The sequence below is a fragment of the Ensifer sp. YR511 genome (genome assembly GCF_900103045.1).
Taxonomy (GTDB): Bacteria; Pseudomonadota; Alphaproteobacteria; order Rhizobiales; family Rhizobiaceae; genus Ensifer; species Ensifer adhaerens.
Map to the genome: position 1 here is coordinate 1 of NZ_FNGR01000061.1, position 19,869 is coordinate 19,869.

The window sequence follows — 19,869 nt, forward strand, 5'->3', positions numbered from 1 at the left end:
GCGTCACTTTTTTCCCAGGGCCTCCTTCAGAAGGTCTGCCTGCATGCTCATCTCCGCATACATCTTCTTGAGCCGTCGGTTCTCCTCTTCCAAAGCCTTCATTTGGCTAATCATCGAGGCATCCATACCGCCGTATTTGGCTCGCCACTTGTAAAAGGACGCCGTGCTCATACCGTGTTCCCGGCACAGCTCCGGTACCGGTACACCGCCTTCCGCCTGGCGCAGGATGGCAAGGATTTGGGGTTCGCTAAATCTGCTCGTCTTCATCAAAATCTCCTCGATCATAAAGCCCGAGAAAATTCTACTTTTGAAGCCCGTTATTTTGCGGGAGGATTACCCGACCGCCGCAATAGCTGTGCCTTTGTGGGCCTTCCATTGCCACGGCAGCAGTTCGTGCAGGCGGGAGACGGGAAGATCGGCGATGCGGGCGAATACATCGGCGAGCCATGCCTTTGGGTCGACGTCGTTGAGACGGCAAGTCGTGATGACGGAGAGCATGATGGCGGCTCGATCGGCCCCACGCTGGGAACCGGCGAAGGTCCAGTTTCGACGCCCGAGGGCAATTCCTCTCAGCGCGCGCTCGGCGGCATTGTTCGTCAGACAAATCCGGCCATCTTCGAGGAAACGGGCAAAGCCATCCCAACGCTTCAGCATGTAATCGATCGGCTCGATCACCTCGGACGATTTGCTGAGCGTGGCGCGCTCCCGTTTCAGCCACGCGTGCATGTCGTCGAACAGCGGCTTGCTCCTATCCTGCCGCGCGGCCAACCGTTCTGCGGCGCTCAATCCATTGATGTCGCGCTCGATCTCAAACAGCGCGTCGTACCGTTGGACGGCCTCCAGGGCGATCGGCGAGATCGGCTTGCCCTTGCGGTTGTGGTCGCGGGCATTTTTCTGAATGTCGGCCAGCTCAAAGAATTTGCGCCGCGCATGCGCGTGGCAAAAGGCGAAGGTGATCGGTACCGCTTTCTTCTCGGCGACACTGAGCGGCTCGAAGCCATTGTAACAATCACTCTGCAGAATGCCGCCATACTCGGCCAGGTGCTTCTGCGGGTGCTCGCCGCGGCGGTCGCTCGAAGCATAGTATATGGCCGCCGGCGCTGCCGCGCCGCCGTAGGACCGGTCATCGCGCACGTAGGTCCATATTCGCCCAGTCGTGCATTTGTCTTTGGCCTGGATGGGAATGGTGGTGTCGTCGCCAAAAAGGCGCTGGGCCGCGAAGACATGCGTTTCGATCAGATCAAAGATCGGCAGGAGCGCGGCCGTTCCATGCCCGACCTGGTCGGCCAGCGTCGAGGTCGAAAGCTCGAGGCCCTCGCATTTGAACCGGGTGCTCTGGCGGTTGAGCGGACTATGCATCCCAAACTTATCGAACAGGATCGTTGCCAGCAGATGAGGACCGATGAAGCCGCGCGGCGTCGCATGGAACGGCGCTGGCGGCTGGCTGATCGCCTCGCAGTCCCGGCAGGTAAATTTCTCGCGTACGGTTTCGATCACGATAAACCGGCGCGGGATCTCCTCCAGCGTTTCGGTCACATCCTCGCCCAGCTTGGAAAGCCGGGATCCGCCACAGCATGCACAGGTGCTGGGAGGATCGATGACCACACGCTTGCGTTCGACATCCTCCGGCCACGGCTTTCGCACCGGCCGCTTGCGTGTGAACGAACGCACGCTCGCGGTCTTGGCGGCAGCCGCCTGCGCTGCAACCTCGTCCTCTGTCGCCGCCATCACCAGCTCTTCGAGCTGCAATTCCATCTGGTCAAGCAATCGCGCCGTGCGCTCGGAACGCTTCCCGCGAAGCTCCCGCCTCAGCTTTTCGATCGCCAGCTCCAGTTTGGCGATCAGCGCCTCACTGTCGGACAGCATCGCCTGGGCATTGGCGGCTTGCGCCACCGCAATGTCCCGCTCGGCGGCGACGGTATCGCGCTCGGCGACAACGACATCACGTTCAGCCTGCAACATCTCACGCTCGGAAAGCAGCGCCAGATAGGCGCTCGCAAGGTCCGCAGGAAGATCCACAGGCTTCGAAGTCATGAAGCCATTCGATCAGATTCACTCAATATTTTCAATGTAATAATGCTATCCGACCCGTGTCGGACGCCAGGTTTCCTGCGGATTGCGCCAATCGATCCCGGACAACAAATAAGACAATTGCGCCGGTGAGATCGCTACCGCGCCGCCCTCCATATTCGGCCAGATAAACCGGCCCTTCTCCAGCCGCCGGGTAAAAAGGCAGGCACCCAGACCATCATGCCAGATGATCTTCAAGATATCCGATCTGCGCCCCCGGAAGACGAAGAGATGCCCTGAGAATGGATCATGCTGCAGAACCTCCTGCACTCGAAGCGCCAGGGAGGGAAAGCCACAGCGCATGTCCGTATAGCCCGTCGAAAGCCAGACCTTGACCCCTGTTCCCATCGGAAACGGATTCATCGCAGCGCCTCCAGTCCACGCAAGACCCGAAGCAGCGCTTCAACGTCGACATCGCGGTCCACGATCACACGGCGACCATTGGCGCTGACAACCTCCATAAGGCCACCTTGGGCCATTGAAGGCTTGGTCGCCGTCGCAGCGACCGGCATGCCTGGCTCCGGGACAAACAGTGCAGCAACAAACCCTTCACTCCCCGGGCCATTGCCGAGCCGTCCCTCGCGAGCTGCCTTACGCCAGTCGTTCAACTGAAAGCGCGTGATGCCATGTCGGCGCGCCGTTGCCGTGACCTGCCGCGGGGCGGAATAACTCTCCGCTACGATCGCAAGTTTGGTCTCGTCGCTGAAACGGCGACGTCGACCGCTATCGACAATCTCCATACGGCTGACTTGCGGCCGCTTCTCTATCGTTAAATCCACGGTTCTCACACTGTCTATATTGACGTCCATATAGACAGAACATCCAACTCCCCTCACTTCTCAGCAAGGCGGCCCTCCTCGGATGCGTACCGAGCGGCTCGGTTAGCTTCCGGAGTAAGTTCGGCCATTAGTAACTCCAAAAAAGAATACGGATTTATCGAAGGCGCTTGACGAGAGAGCTGGAAGCGTTTGTGACTATCGGCGTAGGCAATGTCCGGCGATTCTTCCAGCCGTGTCTGCGCGTGTGCGCGAACTTTTCATCAACACTCAACAATTGACGCCCTGCCAGTTTACCGGCCGACGCATCGTTGTGTGAGCCGACGTAAGGAGCATCGTGATGGGACTACGCCAAATCTGGTATTTCCTTACGGTGGCCGAAGAGGCGCTTCAATCGAGCCGCGGCGCGGATCAATCGCGCGCAGGGCGTCCGAAAGCGGGCAATCCGCGGCTGCGAACGGCGATGGTCGAGCTCGCCTGGTTATGGCTGCGCTACGCAATTTCGCTGCCGAGCCCCCATGAAAGCCTCGACGAAAGTAGGCGCGGCCACTACTGCAAAATATACTTCCTGAGCCCACGCTCCATAAATAGACCGATGGTCAGAGCGCACAAAGCCCACATGCTAAGATATGTCTTATCAAGAAAAGGAGCAGGATAACCCTGATAGTATGCCTGGCGCATCCAAGAGACGCACTGGAACGCCGGATTAAACGACAATAGATAAACAACCTCCTCGGGGAAATTGTCTAAGTATATCGGCGCACCGGAGCTGAGATATACCACTACAGTGAAGAGCGCATAAATCATAGCAGCTGCAGGTAGCATCGCTGAAATAACACTAACAATGATTCCGACACCCACTGCCAACAGCGCAGTGACCGCCATACAGGCCAACGCTTGCGCAGGCCAATACGGAAATGGATCGGTCCCGAAACTAATCAAAATTGCGATGATGATCATCACAGAGATTACAATTGCGGCAAACTCCAGCAACGATCGGGCCAAGACGATATCCATCAAGTGCACCGCCGGGAAGGATAGCATGTTCCTATTGGCCACTATCGAGGAAGACATGAATCTAGACACGTAAGTTATCGTGAGCACGGGCATCAAGCCGGTTGCGAAAAATAGCATCATGTCGTCGCCGAAGACCGCGTGTCGGCCCGTGAATGTATAGATGGTCAATAACACTCCAACATGTGCAACTGGAAACAATGGGGCCACAAGGAAACCGAGTCCATGATTGAAGTATCTACTTCTAATATCTCGAAGGATGACCGCATGCATAACGTTAATCTGGCGCTTTAGCGCAACTGAAACCGGAGCCCTACCAGCGTAGCTTTGCTGACGGCTTATGTTTTCTAAGCGGCGCTGCATCAAGCAACCCTTTCTACTCGTAGTTTTATCCTGATCTCCGAAGCTATCCACCTGATAGGTTTGCTGTCGCAAGATCTCTCGGCCCCAGGATGATGGCTCTTAAGGAGATCAGAGCGGGCTCATTGACACAGCAAACTCGTCAATCGCGTCTATCAAATCAGGCCTAGAAACGCAGGGGCAGAAGGCAAACTGGTCCCTCTGCCAGCATCTTCGCCATCAATCCAAAAGAATCGCGACGCCAAACCGATAGCGGTGCCCAACGTTCCGTTCCATCTTCACTCGACGGTGATCGGACAATCGACATTGCCAGAAGTGATCTACGGAATCATCCGCCCCAGGGTTGCCGTTTCACGGTGGGTGCACGCATACCCTCTTTGGGTATTACACGCAAGGACGTCAAGCCTCCTGGTAGACTCGCACAAACTCGCTCACATGGGACGATAGACACTTGCCCCAAGAAAATTCATGTGCTCGCTGCAATCCCCTGATAGCAAGCGCCCTACCCTGGTCCGGATTGCTCAAAAGAGAGACCATGGCTCGACACAGGTCAGCATCATCTAATGGATCGACCAGAATGGCATCTTCTCCGGCAATTTCCTTCATACTAGAAAGATTCGACGTAATGACAGGGGTACCGCTCGCGAAGGACTCGACAATAGGAAAGCCAAAACCTTCAGCTAGAGACGGGAAAACCGTGCACACTGCGGATCGATACAATTTCCAGAGCACTTCATCTTCTACGTGACCAAGGAAGACAATTTTTCCATCCAGACTTTTCGCCTCCTCCGCAAAATTAACGTTCCATCCAGAGGCACCAACTACCACAAGATGCACATCCGCAAATTCCGTTTGCTGGAGACGCGTCATTGCTTTGATAACAGTCGCCAAGTTCTTCCGTGGTTCCAGGGTTCCAATACAAAGCATGTAACGCCCGGACGGCGTAAAATCTGGTTTCGTCACTGCGCTCTCAATGTCCCAAACAGGGGTGCGGACACCGAGGTAGGCGACGGACGTGCTTCCCTTCAAGGTCGGCGCATATCTCCTGAGATTCTTCTCAGTCTCAGCCGAAATACAGATGATATGATCTGCAGACGGTAGATGTCGAAGTTGCCGGAGGAAATTCGTTGTTGCCTCTTTCGTGAACCATTCTGGATTGGTGGCAGGAAACAGATCGCAAAGCGTGAAGACCCTTTTTTGATCCAAGAACCGAGGGTCAAAATCACTAAACGGAAAGTAAGGGTAAAACACGATATCCTTCCTAGACCCATTCGAGGGCCGGATGGGCTTATCGACATGATAGTGACTGAGGTGCGGCAATCTTCGAACCACTTTCTCCCAGCCATCGTCAAGATCACTTGAATGGAATATTCGCGCGATGACCTTACCTTCATCAAGGATTTGGTCCACGATCGCCTCAACGTAGCGGAATACCCCCGTTCGCGCGCGGCTATCGAGTTCAGCCATGCAGAGCACGTCTCCATTAACGTACACGACAGGCTTCTGAACATTGTCCTCTTGTTCACTTTCGATGCAAGGAGGTGCGCCTACAGAATTCCCGTCGGATGAACTCAAATGCGGATAAAGTACCCCCCTAGGTTTTGTAAGCAACAAGTCCAAAACCTCCCTGAATTGGCGAGAATTCGGAAGTTTACCGTAAGAACTTAGCAAGGCACCAATAGCAAACGAAACATCGGAAGAATTTTTAAACAACAAAGGGTCCGACTTGGAATTACCCAGAAGCAGAGAAACTTCTGGAGTAACGTTTCCCCATGCCATAAACTCCGGTCGTTTCATTAAATCGAGAAGGACTAGTCGACGAGATTCTTCCGTTTCAACATACTGTAGATAGTGTTTTTTCTCAACATCTGTAAATTGACGACGAAGCAATAACATCGCGGAGACCATCAAGAACTCGCGACCTTTAAGCTGCAGTGTAAAATGCAGATCTGAGCAAAAATCTAATTCGCGACTTCCCGACGAATAGAAATTTTTCCCAGTAAACTCACCCTTGGCCGATAGATCAGACAAGAAGAAGGCGCACCTAACCAATCGAGAAATTGTCCTTTGATCAGCATCAAAAAGATACCTTTCAACATATTTACAGAAGGCAACAACTCTATCGCCAGAAGGGCAATACTGCTGGAGTACAAACAGGATGGGCCTCAGGTAATTTGCCGAGCGAAGTGAAAAATAGCGCCGGTTCCGCGCTGTCATTGCTCCGTCTGTTGATTCGTAGAAGCGATTGTAGATCCATGCCTTTGTGGCGACAAATGAATTGATCCCATATCGCCGAGCTCTCAGCGTGAACTCAGTATCGGCATGATAGTGCGGCGTAAATTTTGAATTGTAGACACCGATCTTCTCAAAGACAGATGCTTCGATCAGCGTCCCGTTTCCGCATAAGCATTCGGCCTCGATCACCTCATTCCCAAGTTCACCCTGCTGCGCATACCAAGTGTTCGCAAATTTCGTCTGAAGGAAGTTTCCTGCGGACCAGTCATTGTAGCTACCCGCCCCCCATATCCTGCCGGGTTCATGTGAGTATGATATCATACTTCCAAGAATCTTTATGCCTCGACGTATAGCCGTAGATACCAGTGTTTCAACAAAACCCCTTGGAACTATTGCATCATCATTTAAGGTAATAATGTAGTCGCAGCCATCTGCGAGGGCGCAACTCACGCCTTCGTTGGTGGCCCCAGTCCAGTAGTTGCTTGAAGAAACCGGTATCAGCCGGACTGCAGGATGGCCCAAGGCCTGTATAGCCAGCGGCGTTCCATCAGTTGATGAAGCATCGACAACGTAAATACGAATGAAGGGATAACTTTGTGCAAGAATCTGCTGAACAAAAGAAACGCTCCAGGCTATCCTGTTACGTACCGGAGTAACAATGCCAACGATAGGCAAAGATCCACTCTGCCATAGCGGAGACATGGGATTGCAATCGCTTCTATCGTGAGGCCCCCCCTTTGCGTCACGATCTGTTTCCTCGCTTCGCTTGAAGCGAAATCCCTTAGCGCTAATCACACCGGCTAGCCGACCAAGCGTCCTGGAAACCATCCTCAAATCGCTTTCTCCGCGGGCACGCGTATGAAATCATCCTCTGAACAATAGGCACTCAAAAATTGAATCGTACCGTTACGCACCTCTTGAAAACGCCCTCCCGCACGAAACATCACTCCCAAGATGATATTGCCCCTCGCTCGATTCTCTTCGAAACGTTCTATCACTTCCAGTTCAGTGAATTTATTCCCGACAGCTACGTCCTTCGTTGACGGGTCCACCACTGCGTACATAGCGCTTTCGCTATGTTGGAGGCTTTGGAGCATAGCGATAACCTGGTTGATGGAAAACGCTCTGCGCTCTCCCCAATCGATGATCATCTGAAACTCACTGTTATTATAGCGCCTCGCGAACTCTTCAACTGCGGAGTTTTGGGAATCCGCTGACGCTGCATCGAAGAGAATCAATCTATCGCACGCCGCGAAGCTCTGTAGTGCCAATTCATCGGAAATAACATCACTGCCAACTGCGACGGTTAAATCCACTCCTTCTCCAAGACCGCGCTGCATTTCCTCCATGGAGCGTAAAATCTCACGTGGATCAACGCCATCACAGCTCTTAATAAGCATTAGGAGCGAAAGGACACTTCTTTGCGGCGCCATGAGGTAGGAAGCATTCGCCGTTTGACAGGTTTGAGACGCCACCGCTTCTCTGGCAGCAATCACAACTTCCTCCGCCATGCGCCGGCTCGAAAAAACACATGCACGGTCACGCCGAGCTGCCACCTTTTCCGCTTTGTCATCGGCACACCAAAATCTCCATATATCTTCTGCCAGGGAGAGCGCGTTTCGATGGTTAGAAAAATATTCGGCGCCAGTGCCGCAGATCTCCCGCACAGCGGGTATGTTGCTAGCGAGGATTGGAACGCCAAGTTTCATCGCGTCCACTAGCGGTATACCAAATCCCTCGTACAGAGATGGGAACACTACGCCAGAACTCTTACGCATTAAGTCGATCAACTCCGGCTCGCTAAGAAACCCTCGAAGCTCAACTTCTTCACCCAACCCAAACCGATCGCAAAGGCGTACCAGCTTTTCTCTGTTCACTGGACTAGATTCTGTATTAGTCAAAACCAACCGAATGCTTCTACCCGTCTTTTTGAGAGCAGCAACAGCTTGTATTAGCGTCTCGTGATTTTTATGACCCCAAGGAACAGCAGGGTAGATGAGGTGCGTTTTATGGTAAGGTTTCGGCCGTAGGATAGTTCTGGGATGATCCTCAATAAAGTCCTCCGCGGCGAACCCACTTAGGTGCACTACACTAACATTAGTCTTTCCGTAGAAGTACCTGAGATTTTCACTCTCATAGTCAGAAATCGCAATAAGGCGATTTGCTCTGCCTATTGCATAACCATACTCTCGCAAGCGAATCTCGAGTTCGTTTTGCGAGAACAATGTCGGCAGCCGCATATGCTGCAAATCAAGAACGCAAGCAAGAACGACCACACGCCGTGGTATATAACTCGGACGGAGCCCGTTCAAAAAATCAAAATAGCAATCGCACCAATTAAGGTGCTCTTCGAACTCGGAGAAAGTTTCGGTACTCGCCAACACAAACTCAACTTCGGGAAACTCCGACACTAAGCTCTCATTGTGGTCTGCAATCACTACGCGAACATTTGCGAATTCGGGGAGAAATCTTAAGAATGCAAGCGCAAGTCTGCCCGCGCCACCTGCGCCTTTGTGCGCTGGCAACAACCTAAACAGATTGACAAGCAATCTCAGCTCGCCGTCACCTTTCTCATATCGTCTGCGTGGATGGACGGGACGAGCCCGTGCCGCACTCCAGTCGGCTTCGTCCAAGCGCTCTAGGAGAAAGCCGCGGGCAGAGAACGTAATTCTACCGCCTTCGATCGGATCGAAACGTAACTTGTACACTGGCTCATTGATAGCAAAGTACGCAGCAAACCCTCGCTCTTCATCCTGCCGAAATTTCAGATCGAGACGATCATTTTCATTGAAACCTCGGCCCAAGTCATAGTATAAAGAGGATCCTTGTAGCCGGTTGATGTATCTCCCTTCAACCGCACTAAGACGATAAAAGCCGCTTTGCAAATATAGGCCGTATCGTGCGCTCAAACCAAACTGGGGGTCTTCATCTGTGACGGCCCATGTGTAGCGCTGTTTATCCAAGAGCCTAACCCCCCGGAGCGCCTTCATCTTAAGCTCTATAGGGAACGTTGTGCGCAGCCTACTCAACAGTACTTTTGCAATCTCGCGCATACGTCTTTCGCCAACATGTGAGAAGTTCATGAACTATGGTGCTAGGAGATGTCCTTGGTGACCAGGCTATTAGTGACCGAAGCAGAGAATTATCACCGCAGGCGCTCGGAATTTCTGAAGGTCTCATCCTGTCCTTGTCAACGATAACCTGAAAAGGCACTTTCGCCATCTTCTGCATTTCAGCGAGATAAAAGCTAATTGGAAGTGCACGGCCCGAACAGACATTCACTACGGTCAAGGAAGGTAAGGTGCGCGCGGCGTTGATGAGCCCCAAGTAAGCCTCGACAACATCGTTGACGTGGAGGAAATCCCTCTTTGCTTCAAGATTCCCCACGTGGAGTTCAGGCTTTCGCAATCCAAACTCCGCTTCAACTACTTGAGCAGCAAAACTGGGTAGCACAAACCTTCGGTCTTGGCCGGCACCCGAATGATTGAACGATCGCGCGATAATCAATTTATTCTGCGGTGATAAAATATCCCTGAGAACTCTCTCTCCTGCTAGCTTTGATGAAGAGTACGGATTAAGCGGCTGTGGGTCGACTTCCTCATTCGCGGGACCGGAGCGAAGATTTGATCCATATACCTCTCCGGATGACGAAAAGAGAACAAGCGCGGCGGGCACTGACTGAGCGATCGCCGAGCCGATAGACATCGTACCAATGAAATTAGTGCGCCATGTTTGCTCTGCTTGTCCCTGAGCATTTGCGACTGAAGCTTGGGCAGCCAGGTGCAACACGACATCTGGCTTTACATCCGCGACTAGTGATCGGACAGCACCGAAATCGGTGATGTCCGCGATGGCCGTTTCCCAACCCTGTTCGCTAAACAAGATATTCCGCGTCAATACTACCCGACGCGATGCCGGAAAGGATCTACAGAGTTGCCGGCAAAGTACTTGTCCGACGAACCCCGCACCTCCTGTCAACAGAATAGTGGGTTCAGAGCTACTAACCATACTGGCGCGTCATCGGTTTCAGAACTAACGCTTAGCCAAGCGCGCCAAGTCTGCGTCAACCATCTCAGCAATCAATAATTCCAAGCCAATCTCCGGTGTCCATCCAAGCTTCTCTTTTGCCTTAGCAGGATTGCCAAGAAGAACCTCAACTTCCGCTGGTCGATAGAGTGCAGGATCAATGCGCAGATGGTCTTCCATCTTTAAATCCACATGCGCAAAGGCGATAGCGCACATATCCCTAACAGTGGTCGTACGTCCCGTTGCAACAACATAATCATCCGCCACATCTTGCTGCAGCATTAGCCACATCGCTCGCACATAGTCCTTAGCATGTCCCCAGTCCCGCTTGGCATCGATGTTGCCTAATGCCAACTCAGTGGACAATCCCAGCTTGATGCGCGCAACACCATCGGTGACCTTTCTCGTCACAAATTCGATACCGCGCAATGGACTCTCATGATTGAACAATATCCCGGAGGATGCGTGGAGGCTAAAACTCTCCCTGTAATTAACGGTTGCCCAATGGGCAAAAAGCTTCGCAACGGCGTAAGGTGACCGCGGATAGAACGGAGTCTGCTCGCTTTGCACAGGCTCTTGAATTAACCCATACATCTCAGACGATGACGCCTGATAAAACCGCGCCTCCGGAGCCGCCGTTCGGACAGCCTCCAGAACATTAAGAGCGCCGAGAGCTGTAACTTGACCGGTCAGACTAGGCTGCGCCCAAGATGTTGCGACAAATGATTGCGCCGCAAGGTTGTAAACCTCATCGGGCTTCACTTCCGCCACCAAACGAATTAGAGCGGCAGCGTCGAGAAGGTTGCAATCCACCAACCTTACATCACCGGCTATCCCCAGCCATCTCAATCGGTGATCCGCCACACCCGCATGAGACGATCTTCTGACCATCCCATAAACCTCATAGCCTTTATCCAAAAGAAAAGCACTGAGGTATGCCCCGTCTTGGCCAGTGATCCCAGTAATCAATGCTTTTTTCGACATTTTAACTCCAGAAATTCGATATCTAGAACGGCAACTCGCAAGATTGAGCTTGCTTTATCTCAAGCTTCTCGTTGACCCTGATTCTCTATATGCTCCAAATACCAACTATAAGAACTGGCTAATCCTGAACGGAGATCGATTTCTGGGCGCCATCCAAGGGCAGCAAGCTTAGATGAGTCCATCAACTTCCGCGGCGTCCCATCCGGACGGCTTACGTCAAATACGACGTCCCCGCTATATCCGACGACGCTCCCCACCAACTCTGCCAACTGCCTGATGCTGACCTCAGAGCCGGCTCCGCAATTGACATGCTCGTACTCGTCATAGTGATCGTGACAGTAAACGACGCCTTTAGCTAGATCGTCAACGTGAAGGAATTCCCTGAGTGGGCGCCCGCTTCCCCAAACTACCACTTGCGATGAAGCAGCTAGTTTTGCTTCGTGAAATTTACGTATTAACGCAGGAATGACGTGGCTAGTTTGGAGGTTATAGTTATCTCGAGGGCCATATAGATTGCACGGCATGACCGAAATGTACCTGCGACCATACTGCTTCCGATATGCTTGACAAAGCTTGATTCCCGCAATTTTTGCAATGGCATACCACTCGTTGGTTGGCTCGAGAGGCCCTGTAAGTAAAGCGCTTTCTGGAATAGGTTGGGGCGCAAACTTTGGATAAATACAGGATGAACCAAGGAATACCAGCCGATCTATCCCTGCCAGATGAGCCCCGTGAATGATATTGGTCTCAATTGCGAGGTTATCGTAAATAAAGTCTGCGGGGTAGTGGTCGTTGGCATAAATGCCACCTACTTTGGCAGCTGCAAAAATAACCGAGCTTGGTTTGTTTGCCTTCAACCACCTAACCACGGCGCCCTGATCTCTGAGGTCCAACTCGGACCTATCAACGACTAGCGTTTTTCGCCCTTGCCCCTCGAGCAGCCGCTTGATGGCAGACCCCACCATCCCGTTGTGCCCAGCGATCCATATACCACAATCTGTCATGTGCTCAGCTCAGCTCAAATCTCGTTACGTCAGCTCGAATTTGCGCTGTAGTTATGAAATGTGGGCGAATTATGCAAGGGAAATACGGCCACAAATCAGGCCACCAAACTCAATATCGGGACACTGCACAAACGAAGATACCACGCAAGCCGCAGTTGAAAAGGCGAATGAACGCCCCGGTCTGGAGAGAGCGAAATTTACGTCACACGTCGGGACCGCCAAATGAATTGCGTAATTTCCCCAAATTTGCTATCGCCTACAGCAGTTAACCAGCAAGACTCCTGAGATGCCGATAAAGAGGAATATCCCTGGTCAATTGCGCGAGCAGGAGATGCAGGGAATTGAGATTCTCGCCGGACTCGTTCCGGCAGGGGGAGCTATCGTAGAAGTAGGGTCACTCTTGGGGCTCTCCAGTTGGATTTGGGCAAAGAGCGCGGATCCGACCACTACCGTTTATTGTATAGACCCTTGGGAGGCCGGGAAAGGTTCAAACTTCGTCCAGCTTGCGCACCAAAACCAGCAACAATTTTCCAAAGCGCAGTTTGTGAAGAATACATCAGATTGCGAAAACGTTGTGGCGTTACAAGGGTTTAGCCCACAGGATTTCTCCGACTGGCATCGGAAAATTGATCTGTATTTTGAAGATGCTGTTCACACGGACCCAATCTTTTCACAAAACATTGAGTTTTGGTCGAGCCATTTGACACCGGGCGGCATCCTCTGTGGGCACGACTATCATCGCAATTTCCCCGATGTTCAAAACGGGGCGCAGCGATATGCGAAGAGGATGGAGCGGGCACTCCGAACAATAGGCAGTTTGTGGTACCTATTACCTCAATCGATTGAAGATTCGTTAGACGAGACCGTCGTTGAGAAGCTAAGCAGATTGAGCATTTTGGAACGGTTTAGCGAGCACCTCCCCCCCCCGCGAAACGAAGAAAACTTAAAAGAGTATTCCAAGAGGGTGGTCAGCAACATCACCGACTTCCGGCATTGCATTACGCTTAGCCCCGTGCCCGATGCGGTGGCGCAAGGCGAGACAATCACGATTACTGGATTCGTTAGAAACACGACCAGCGAAGATTGGCCCGTGATTCTCATGGACACTGCTGTATTGCGGGTGGGGGCTGAATTGAAATCGGCCACCGGTAAAAAGGTCGACGCTACTCGAGCGTTTATCAATCGCCCTGTTTTATCTGCTGGCGAAACTATTGAATTTTCTATTGACCTCAGGACCGGCTCCGCCCCGCCGGGGCCAACGTTAGTTCATATCGATCTTGTTTATGAACATGTAATGTGGTTCGCCGCGCAGGGTGCCCGATCTGCGGATGTGATCATAGAACTACATCAAAGATGAATCGACCGAACACGGGGAGCGCGTTGACCAAGCTGATGAAGTAGGTCGATTATGACGCGTAAGAAGCGAATATCTCGACGCAGGGATACGGGGCTCGAACTACGTCAATTACGATCCGCGGTCCAAATTACACGCAAAGGCGGCTCAACCAACGTGGAACGGCTCACGGGCCGCGATAATGGGCCAAAGTTTTCGCCTAATTGCACCACAGCGCTGAGCATGCGCCTGAATCGCCGCATAATGGCCAGATTGACAGATTCCGCTTGGGAACCAAAGCGAATTGGGTTAGTCCCCGATATTGACCCATCGGCGGGATCTGCTTCGTTCAGCTATAATAGGTAAGGTATATTGTGACTAATTCATCAATTTCATCGGTGCATGTGGTTGTCTCGGACCGCGGGTGGATCCTGGAGCGACTTGCCGAGGAATTGACGCGAAGATTGCCGTATGTGTCCTATGACACAATTCCAAACCCAGATGCCGTCATTCAATACTACATGACATATGGCACATATAAAGGCCGTGTATCACCTCATGAAATTGGCCTGTTCACGCACTTGGAGCAGCAGGAGGCCGCTGCTAAGAAGTTCTTTGATGTAGCCTCAAGGGTTGACCTATGCGTGGCGATGTCTCGGGCAACTGAAGCCCTTTTGGTCGGCAGGGCTTCGCGGACTACGGTGATTTCTCCGGGCGTCGATCTGGAACGCTTTTCGCCCAAACTTCGCATCGGGGTCATCGGGCGAACATACCACACCGGAAGGAAGGGCGAAGATCTAGTTGCCGCAGTTCAAGATGTTCCAGGTATCGAATGGGTTTTCACGGGGGAAGGCTGGCCGGGCCCGTCGCAGTTCGTGTCTGAGGAGGACCTACCGAATTTTTATCGCTCTCTAGACTATGTTCTGGTTCCGGCCCGGATTGAAGGCGGGCCAATGTGCGTTCTGGAAGCCTTGGCTTCCGGCGTTGAAGTGATTGCACCGCCTGTTGGTTGGGTTCCGGAGTTCCCCCACATCGAGTTTAGAACTGGCGACGCAGGGGATCTGCGGCGTGTGCTGCTAGCGCTTCTCGACAAGCGGGCTAAGCTACGACAGAGCGTGGAGGCATACACATGGAACAATTGGGCAAACCAGCACCATGAGTTATTCATATCGATGGCTGGCGAGAAGCAAATCCTGCGGGAGCGTCCAGCTGTCACGCCTGTAGATATGCGTGCAGTAATTGCCGTTCACGGTGTTGAGATGACCGAGAGCGCTGGCGGGCCCTCGATTAGAGCCCCCATGACAGCTACCGCTCTCAAGAGGGCAGGCGTTGATGCGACGTTCGAGCACACCAGCAGCTTTGATCCTGAATGCGCAGATATTGTTCATATAATGAACGTTTGGGAACCGGAAGCATGCGAATTGCTGATTCAAAAAGCGAAGAAGGTCGGTAAACCAGTTGTGCTTTCTTCCATATATCTAGACCTGACAGAACACGATATCTACTCTCAAGGGGTTCCAGGGATATTTGCGCATGGTGCAGATGACCGCTTGGTGTTGCCAGGCTACGAAGCATTGCGGGCGAGGCTCGCGGCACGGCGCGCCAAAGCCAACCCATCGTATGAGATTCTGCCAAGCTACTATGGGCGCATCCGCAAACTGCTTGCGCAAGTCGATCACGTGATTCTCTTGAGCCAGGACGAACTCGCGAAATTGCGGCGCATTGGTGCTGAACCGGCCGAGGGTTCGTATAGTATAGTGCACAATCCGGTCGTCGCCACGAATTTCACCGAAGCCTCGCCGGAGGTATTTGAGAAGGCCTACGGCATTCGTAACTATGTCTTGATGGTCGGACGAATAGAAAGCCGGAAGAACCAACTTACCTTGGCGTACGCCTTGCGCGATCTTCCCTATCCCGTTGTATTCATCGGTCACAACAACGATGGCTTGTATCTGAACTTGGTCAAATCAGTTTCTGGCCCGAATGTACATTTTATCGGTCGCCTAGAACCAAACAGCGAAATTTTAGCATCTGCTTTCGCAGGGGCAAAGGTCTTTTGCATGCCAAGCTGGTCGGAGGGTGCACCTCTTGCCGCATTGGAGGCGGGAGCCACAGGCGCTCGGATGATTTTATCAGACCGCTCGTCGGAAAGGGAGTACTTCGGAAGCCATGCTTGGTATTGCGATCCTGCCGATCCAGTCTCCTTGCGCGAGCTTGTGGTTCGCGCATATGAAGAAGAATACTCCGACGACGATCGCGAGAAACTGAAACATCACGTTCGCACCAGGTTTAATTGGGACATTTATGTCCGAGGAACACGCCAAGCGTATGAGTCGGCGATAGCGCACCACTCGGCTGCAAATTCGACAACAGCCCCTGCACCCACTTCCGGGCGCATTTTGTTCGACTTGACCACGCTTGCGCATCGCAACGGGCCACCGAGCGGAATTGCTCGCGTAGAAGATCGCCTAGCGGTCGAACTGGCCAATCTTTATCCTGATCGTGTCTCGTTTTTTCTTTGGAATTCTCATTTCAAATGCTTCCTGCCAGTTTCACAAGAAATACTGCATGACGGCGCCGTAAATCTGCTTCGCGGGGCGGAAGCTTTTTCTTCCTTGCGGAACTCAGATAGCAGAGTTCCGTACGACCAAATGGAGTTCAAGCCAGGAGACACGGTTATTGTCTTTGGTGGAGCATGGATTCGAAACGTTGAATATTTGAACGACTTACAGCAGATCCGTAAAGCCTGCGGCGTCAAACTCGTCGCAACCATATACGACGTAATTCAGTGGAAGTTCATGAATTGGTTTCCGCCTGGTGTGGGCGGCGAGTTTGCAACAAACTGCAAGAGATTGATCAGTTTCTCGGATCGGATCCTTACGTGTTCGCAAAAGAGTAAGGACGATATCCTACAATTTGCAGCCACTGAAAAAGTTGCGCCCCCGGCAATTGACGTTTTCCGACTAGGGGATGACGCAGAGAGCATAGATCCTAACGCAAGCATTCAATTGGACCATGTTGCACCGATAATCGGCAGCAAGCCTTTCGTTTTGTATGTCAGTTCAATCGATGTGCGAAAAAACCACAAGTTACTTCTGGATGTGTGGGAACGCCTTGCTGAGAAGCACGCCGGTCGGTTTCCGAAGCTTATACTCGTTGGGAGCAGAGGATGGGGAGGTGACTCAATCATTGAGCGATTAGACGCGTCTCCAATATTGAAGAACATTGTCCACATTCTGCACGGTATTAACGATGTAACATTACAGTGGCTCTATCGGAATTGCATGTTTACTATCTATCCCTCCCTATACGAGGGATGGGGTCTTCCAGTTGCAGAGAGCCTAAGCTTGGGCAAGTTCTGCATCGTGTCAGATGCGGGATCACTACCAGAAATTGCGCCCGGGTTGGTGGACATGATTGACCCGCGGGATTTCGTATCGTGGGTTGCTTCTATTGAGCGGTACGCCTTGCAGCCCCACCTTCTTAAGGCGAAGGAAGACAACGCGCGGACTTATCGGCGTCAAAGTTGGCGCGATACGGCACAAACGATAGGCGCACGCTTAAATGGGATCAAAGCAAACGTCGAACTCGCCGAACTTCCCATTGGCTCACAAACGCTTCTCGGCGCCCCCAAAGGCAATTCAGAGTCTGATCAGGCTATATCCGGAGTTCTTGTAGGGGGTTGGGGAAACCCAGAACCGGAAGGTCGGTGGACAATTGGAAGTGCAGCAGCATTTTGCTTCCAGTTGACAGAGAAAAAGCCAGTTGCACTCTCAATACTGGCATTCGCGTATGACGGCGGGGATCTCGGACCTCAGGTCGTCGACGTAGTGCTGAACGGCACAGTAATAGCAGTTTGGAAAGTTGACAAAACTGAGCGCTGGCTTTCCGCGCCAATTGACCACGACCTTCTCGTCGACGGCACAAAAGCCGTCGTTCGGTTAAACATCCGCGCCCCCCGAGTGCCAAGAGTCCACAATGCTGATTCACTTGATTCTCGCCCCTTGGGACTATTCGTCAAATCGATGGCGATAGAGCCAATACTAAACGTTAGAACAGGCGAATTAGTCGAGACCGGCCCAATTAGCCCCGATAAGCTTGTGCTATCACTGGCTGGGAAAGACGTTCAAAAAAACAAGTACCTGCTGCTTGGTATTGAGGCAACGGCGACTGGCGTTCTCGAAGTTGTCGCAGACGGGCAGAAGTTTACGAAGCTACGAGTCCCGCTGGGCCAGAAAAATCTAGTCCTTAGATTGACTGATCTCGGGGTGGACTTCGGTCGACCGACTATTCTCGGAATACATTCAGATCGAATGGATGAGTTGAGGATACTTGAGGCAGGAGTGTTTTCTCGTGTTCCTGCAGAAAAGCTGCATGGCTCGACCCGCGACCAGAATTGGACGTCAGATGAGTTGAAACACGTCTCATGGCTCGGTCATCCACCGAAGATCGGCTTGAATAACGATATCTTGCTGGTTCAAGGCAGTAACGTTACCCTGGGAATGGCCGGCGGATGGTTTACCCCGGAAGGGGACGGAACATGGTCAAATGGTTCGCGGTCGTCCCTGCATCTAGCCTTACCGAAAGTCTCAGCGAAGAACCTCCAAGTCGAATTGACGCTCGACCCGTTCGAATGGATATTTGCGTTCGACCACAGGGCAGAATTCGAAATTCTCGTCGGCACTGCGGTGGTAAAGAATGTCTGGCGTGCATGCAGCGGTGTATGGACGACTTCTATACCTGTTGCGACTGACCAAGCTGTCGATGAAAATGGTATATTGCGGATCACTCTGCGTGGTCCCGCTGGGATTGTCGCTCCAAACGCTGATCCCGATAACCGTCCATTGTCTTTCAAACTCATAAGTTTGAACATAAGAAGTGCGCGCGAGATCGATCTCAAACCCAACGCGACGATGTTAATTGGTGATGATGTCAGGGAACTCCTTTTGGATAACTGGCATCGGCCTGAACCAAACCTGGTCTGGTCACCGGGTGGTGAAGCGACTAAATTGCGGTTGCCGCACCTTCTTGATTCCTCCGAGATGGTGTCAGTGGCCGTCTATATCGAGGTATATGCTGGGCTGCTTGCTCGTGGTCCCTGCTCGCTTCGTTTCTTAGTGGACGGCACGGAAGTTGGCAGCGACGTTCGTAGCGACCCCGGAAGTCGGCCGGTCGTATTGCGATTGCCGAAATCCCTTATCGATCCAGAACTTGGTGCGTTCGTGCTATCAATTTGCACTCCCGATGGTATTAGCCCGTTCGATCATGATGGCAGTCTCGACGGTCGACCGCTCGCGTTCAATGTGCAGGCGGTGCATTACCTTCCATAAGCAAAGGCTACGACCTCCAGCCGCGTTGGGGAGGTCTGAAGTGTTACTTGACTCACAGAATTGTAGCTTTGTTTCAAATGGTCGGCAAAGTCGGAAACTTTGTCGGCCCTTTTTCAAACCTTCGGATTGCTCGCATTTGTTCCTTCGAGTATGCGACTGACTCCCTTGCAAGCGGAGCATAGACTCCGACTGGCAGTAGTTGGGCTCGTGTGCGCTCAGGGTGTGTTCCGGCGTGCATGTGTGGATGCTCCCGGTTATGCAAGTAGGCTTCGAACTTTTGAGCAGGTGATCGGGTGCGGTCATGTGTCAGGCCTCATCGTTGCGGCTTTGCATGAACCGCGGGCCGGTATGGCGATACGCGGATTAGGTCCAGAGTAAGACCGTATGTCCTTCTTCGGGAGTGAGGTGGCTCGCCATAGACTGTTCTTCCGAGGGTTGCTCGGACAGGCCGGGCCGATCCTCATAACAGGAGGACGAGCCATGGCTGATTATAGAGAAGCTTTTGTTGGAATCGATGTTGCAAAGCTAAAGAACGCGATTGCCGTGGCCGAATCTGGTCGGAATGGCGAGGTGCGGTATTGGGGCGAGGTCGAGGCGTCCGACGCGGGGATACGTCGCGTGATCAAGCAGATCGCGGCGAAGTTTGAACACGTGAATTTCTGTTACGAGGCGGGCCCCACTGGCTACGGGCTCTACCGGCTGATCCGCTCACTCGGCCACGAATGCATCGTTGTGGC

The 19,869-nt window shown here is 52.5% G+C and carries 11 protein-coding genes and 2 pseudogenes; 3 read left to right on the forward strand and 10 right to left on the reverse strand.

The genetic code is table 11. From position 1 onward, the window contains the following. Window positions 1-6 precede the first annotated feature (6 nt). The 10 genes and pseudogenes from BLU15_RS37765 to BLU15_RS37810 form a co-directional block, all read right to left on the reverse strand. Window positions 7-267, reverse strand: a pseudogene (locus BLU15_RS37765) (transposase); the annotation flags it as partial. Between the two features lie 66 nt (window positions 268-333). Further along, on the reverse strand, window positions 334-2,034 hold the full coding sequence (locus tag BLU15_RS37770; RefSeq protein WP_090302383.1) for an IS66 family transposase: 1,701 nt from the start codon (window positions 2,032-2,034) through the stop codon (window positions 334-336). Window positions 2,035-2,079: 45 nt separating this feature from the next. Next, entirely contained in the window at window positions 2,080-2,433 is a 354-nt protein-coding gene (gene tnpB, locus BLU15_RS37775) for an IS66 family insertion sequence element accessory protein TnpB (protein ID WP_018328350.1), read from the reverse strand. Next, entirely contained in the window at window positions 2,430-2,879 is a 450-nt protein-coding gene (locus BLU15_RS37780) for an IS66-like element accessory protein TnpA (protein WP_090302385.1), read from the reverse strand. Before BLU15_RS37780 ends, tnpB begins: the two co-directional genes overlap by 4 nt. Window positions 2,880-3,395: 516 nt before the next feature. Continuing rightward, on the reverse strand, window positions 3,396-4,223 hold the full coding sequence (locus BLU15_RS37785) for an ABC transporter permease (protein WP_090302387.1): 828 nt from the start codon (window positions 4,221-4,223) through the stop codon (window positions 3,396-3,398). 396 nt (window positions 4,224-4,619) lie between these two features. Further along, window positions 4,620-7,130, reverse strand: coding sequence for a glycosyltransferase (locus BLU15_RS37790; RefSeq protein WP_176960483.1), 2,511 nt, complete (start codon window positions 7,128-7,130; stop codon window positions 4,620-4,622). A gap of 155 nt (window positions 7,131-7,285) precedes the next feature. After that, window positions 7,286-9,418 (reverse strand): glycosyltransferase family 4 protein, encoded by a 2,133-nt coding sequence (locus tag BLU15_RS37795; RefSeq protein ID WP_176960484.1) that lies wholly within the window; start codon window positions 9,416-9,418, stop codon window positions 7,286-7,288. Between the two features lie 58 nt (window positions 9,419-9,476). Next, window positions 9,477-10,463: a GDP-mannose 4,6-dehydratase gene (locus BLU15_RS37800; protein ID WP_090302394.1), complete on the reverse strand. Its 987-nt coding sequence runs from the start codon at window positions 10,461-10,463 to the stop codon at window positions 9,477-9,479. 24 nt (window positions 10,464-10,487) lie between these two features. After that, complete coding sequence (gene gmd, locus BLU15_RS37805) at window positions 10,488-11,465, reverse strand: GDP-mannose 4,6-dehydratase (RefSeq protein WP_090302395.1); 978 nt, start codon at window positions 11,463-11,465, stop codon at window positions 10,488-10,490. Between the two features lie 59 nt (window positions 11,466-11,524). After that, window positions 11,525-12,469 (reverse strand): GDP-L-fucose synthase family protein, encoded by a 945-nt coding sequence (locus BLU15_RS37810; protein WP_090302398.1) that lies wholly within the window; start codon window positions 12,467-12,469, stop codon window positions 11,525-11,527. A gap of 286 nt (window positions 12,470-12,755) precedes the next feature. On the opposite strand from BLU15_RS37810, the gene BLU15_RS37815 reads away from it, so the two are divergent. From BLU15_RS37815 to BLU15_RS37825, 3 genes and pseudogenes are all read left to right on the forward strand, one after another. Next, window positions 12,756-13,826 carry a class I SAM-dependent methyltransferase gene (locus tag BLU15_RS37815; RefSeq protein WP_143034357.1) on the forward strand — a complete coding sequence of 357 codons (1,071 nt, stop codon included), beginning with the start codon at window positions 12,756-12,758 and terminating at the stop codon, window positions 13,824-13,826. Window positions 13,827-14,275: 449 nt separating this feature from the next. Further along, entirely contained in the window at window positions 14,276-19,132 is a 4,857-nt protein-coding gene (locus tag BLU15_RS37820; RefSeq protein ID WP_090302400.1) for a glycosyltransferase, read from the forward strand. Between the two features lie 480 nt (window positions 19,133-19,612). Beyond that, a pseudogene (locus tag BLU15_RS37825) lies at window positions 19,613-19,869 on the forward strand (IS110 family transposase); the annotation flags it as partial.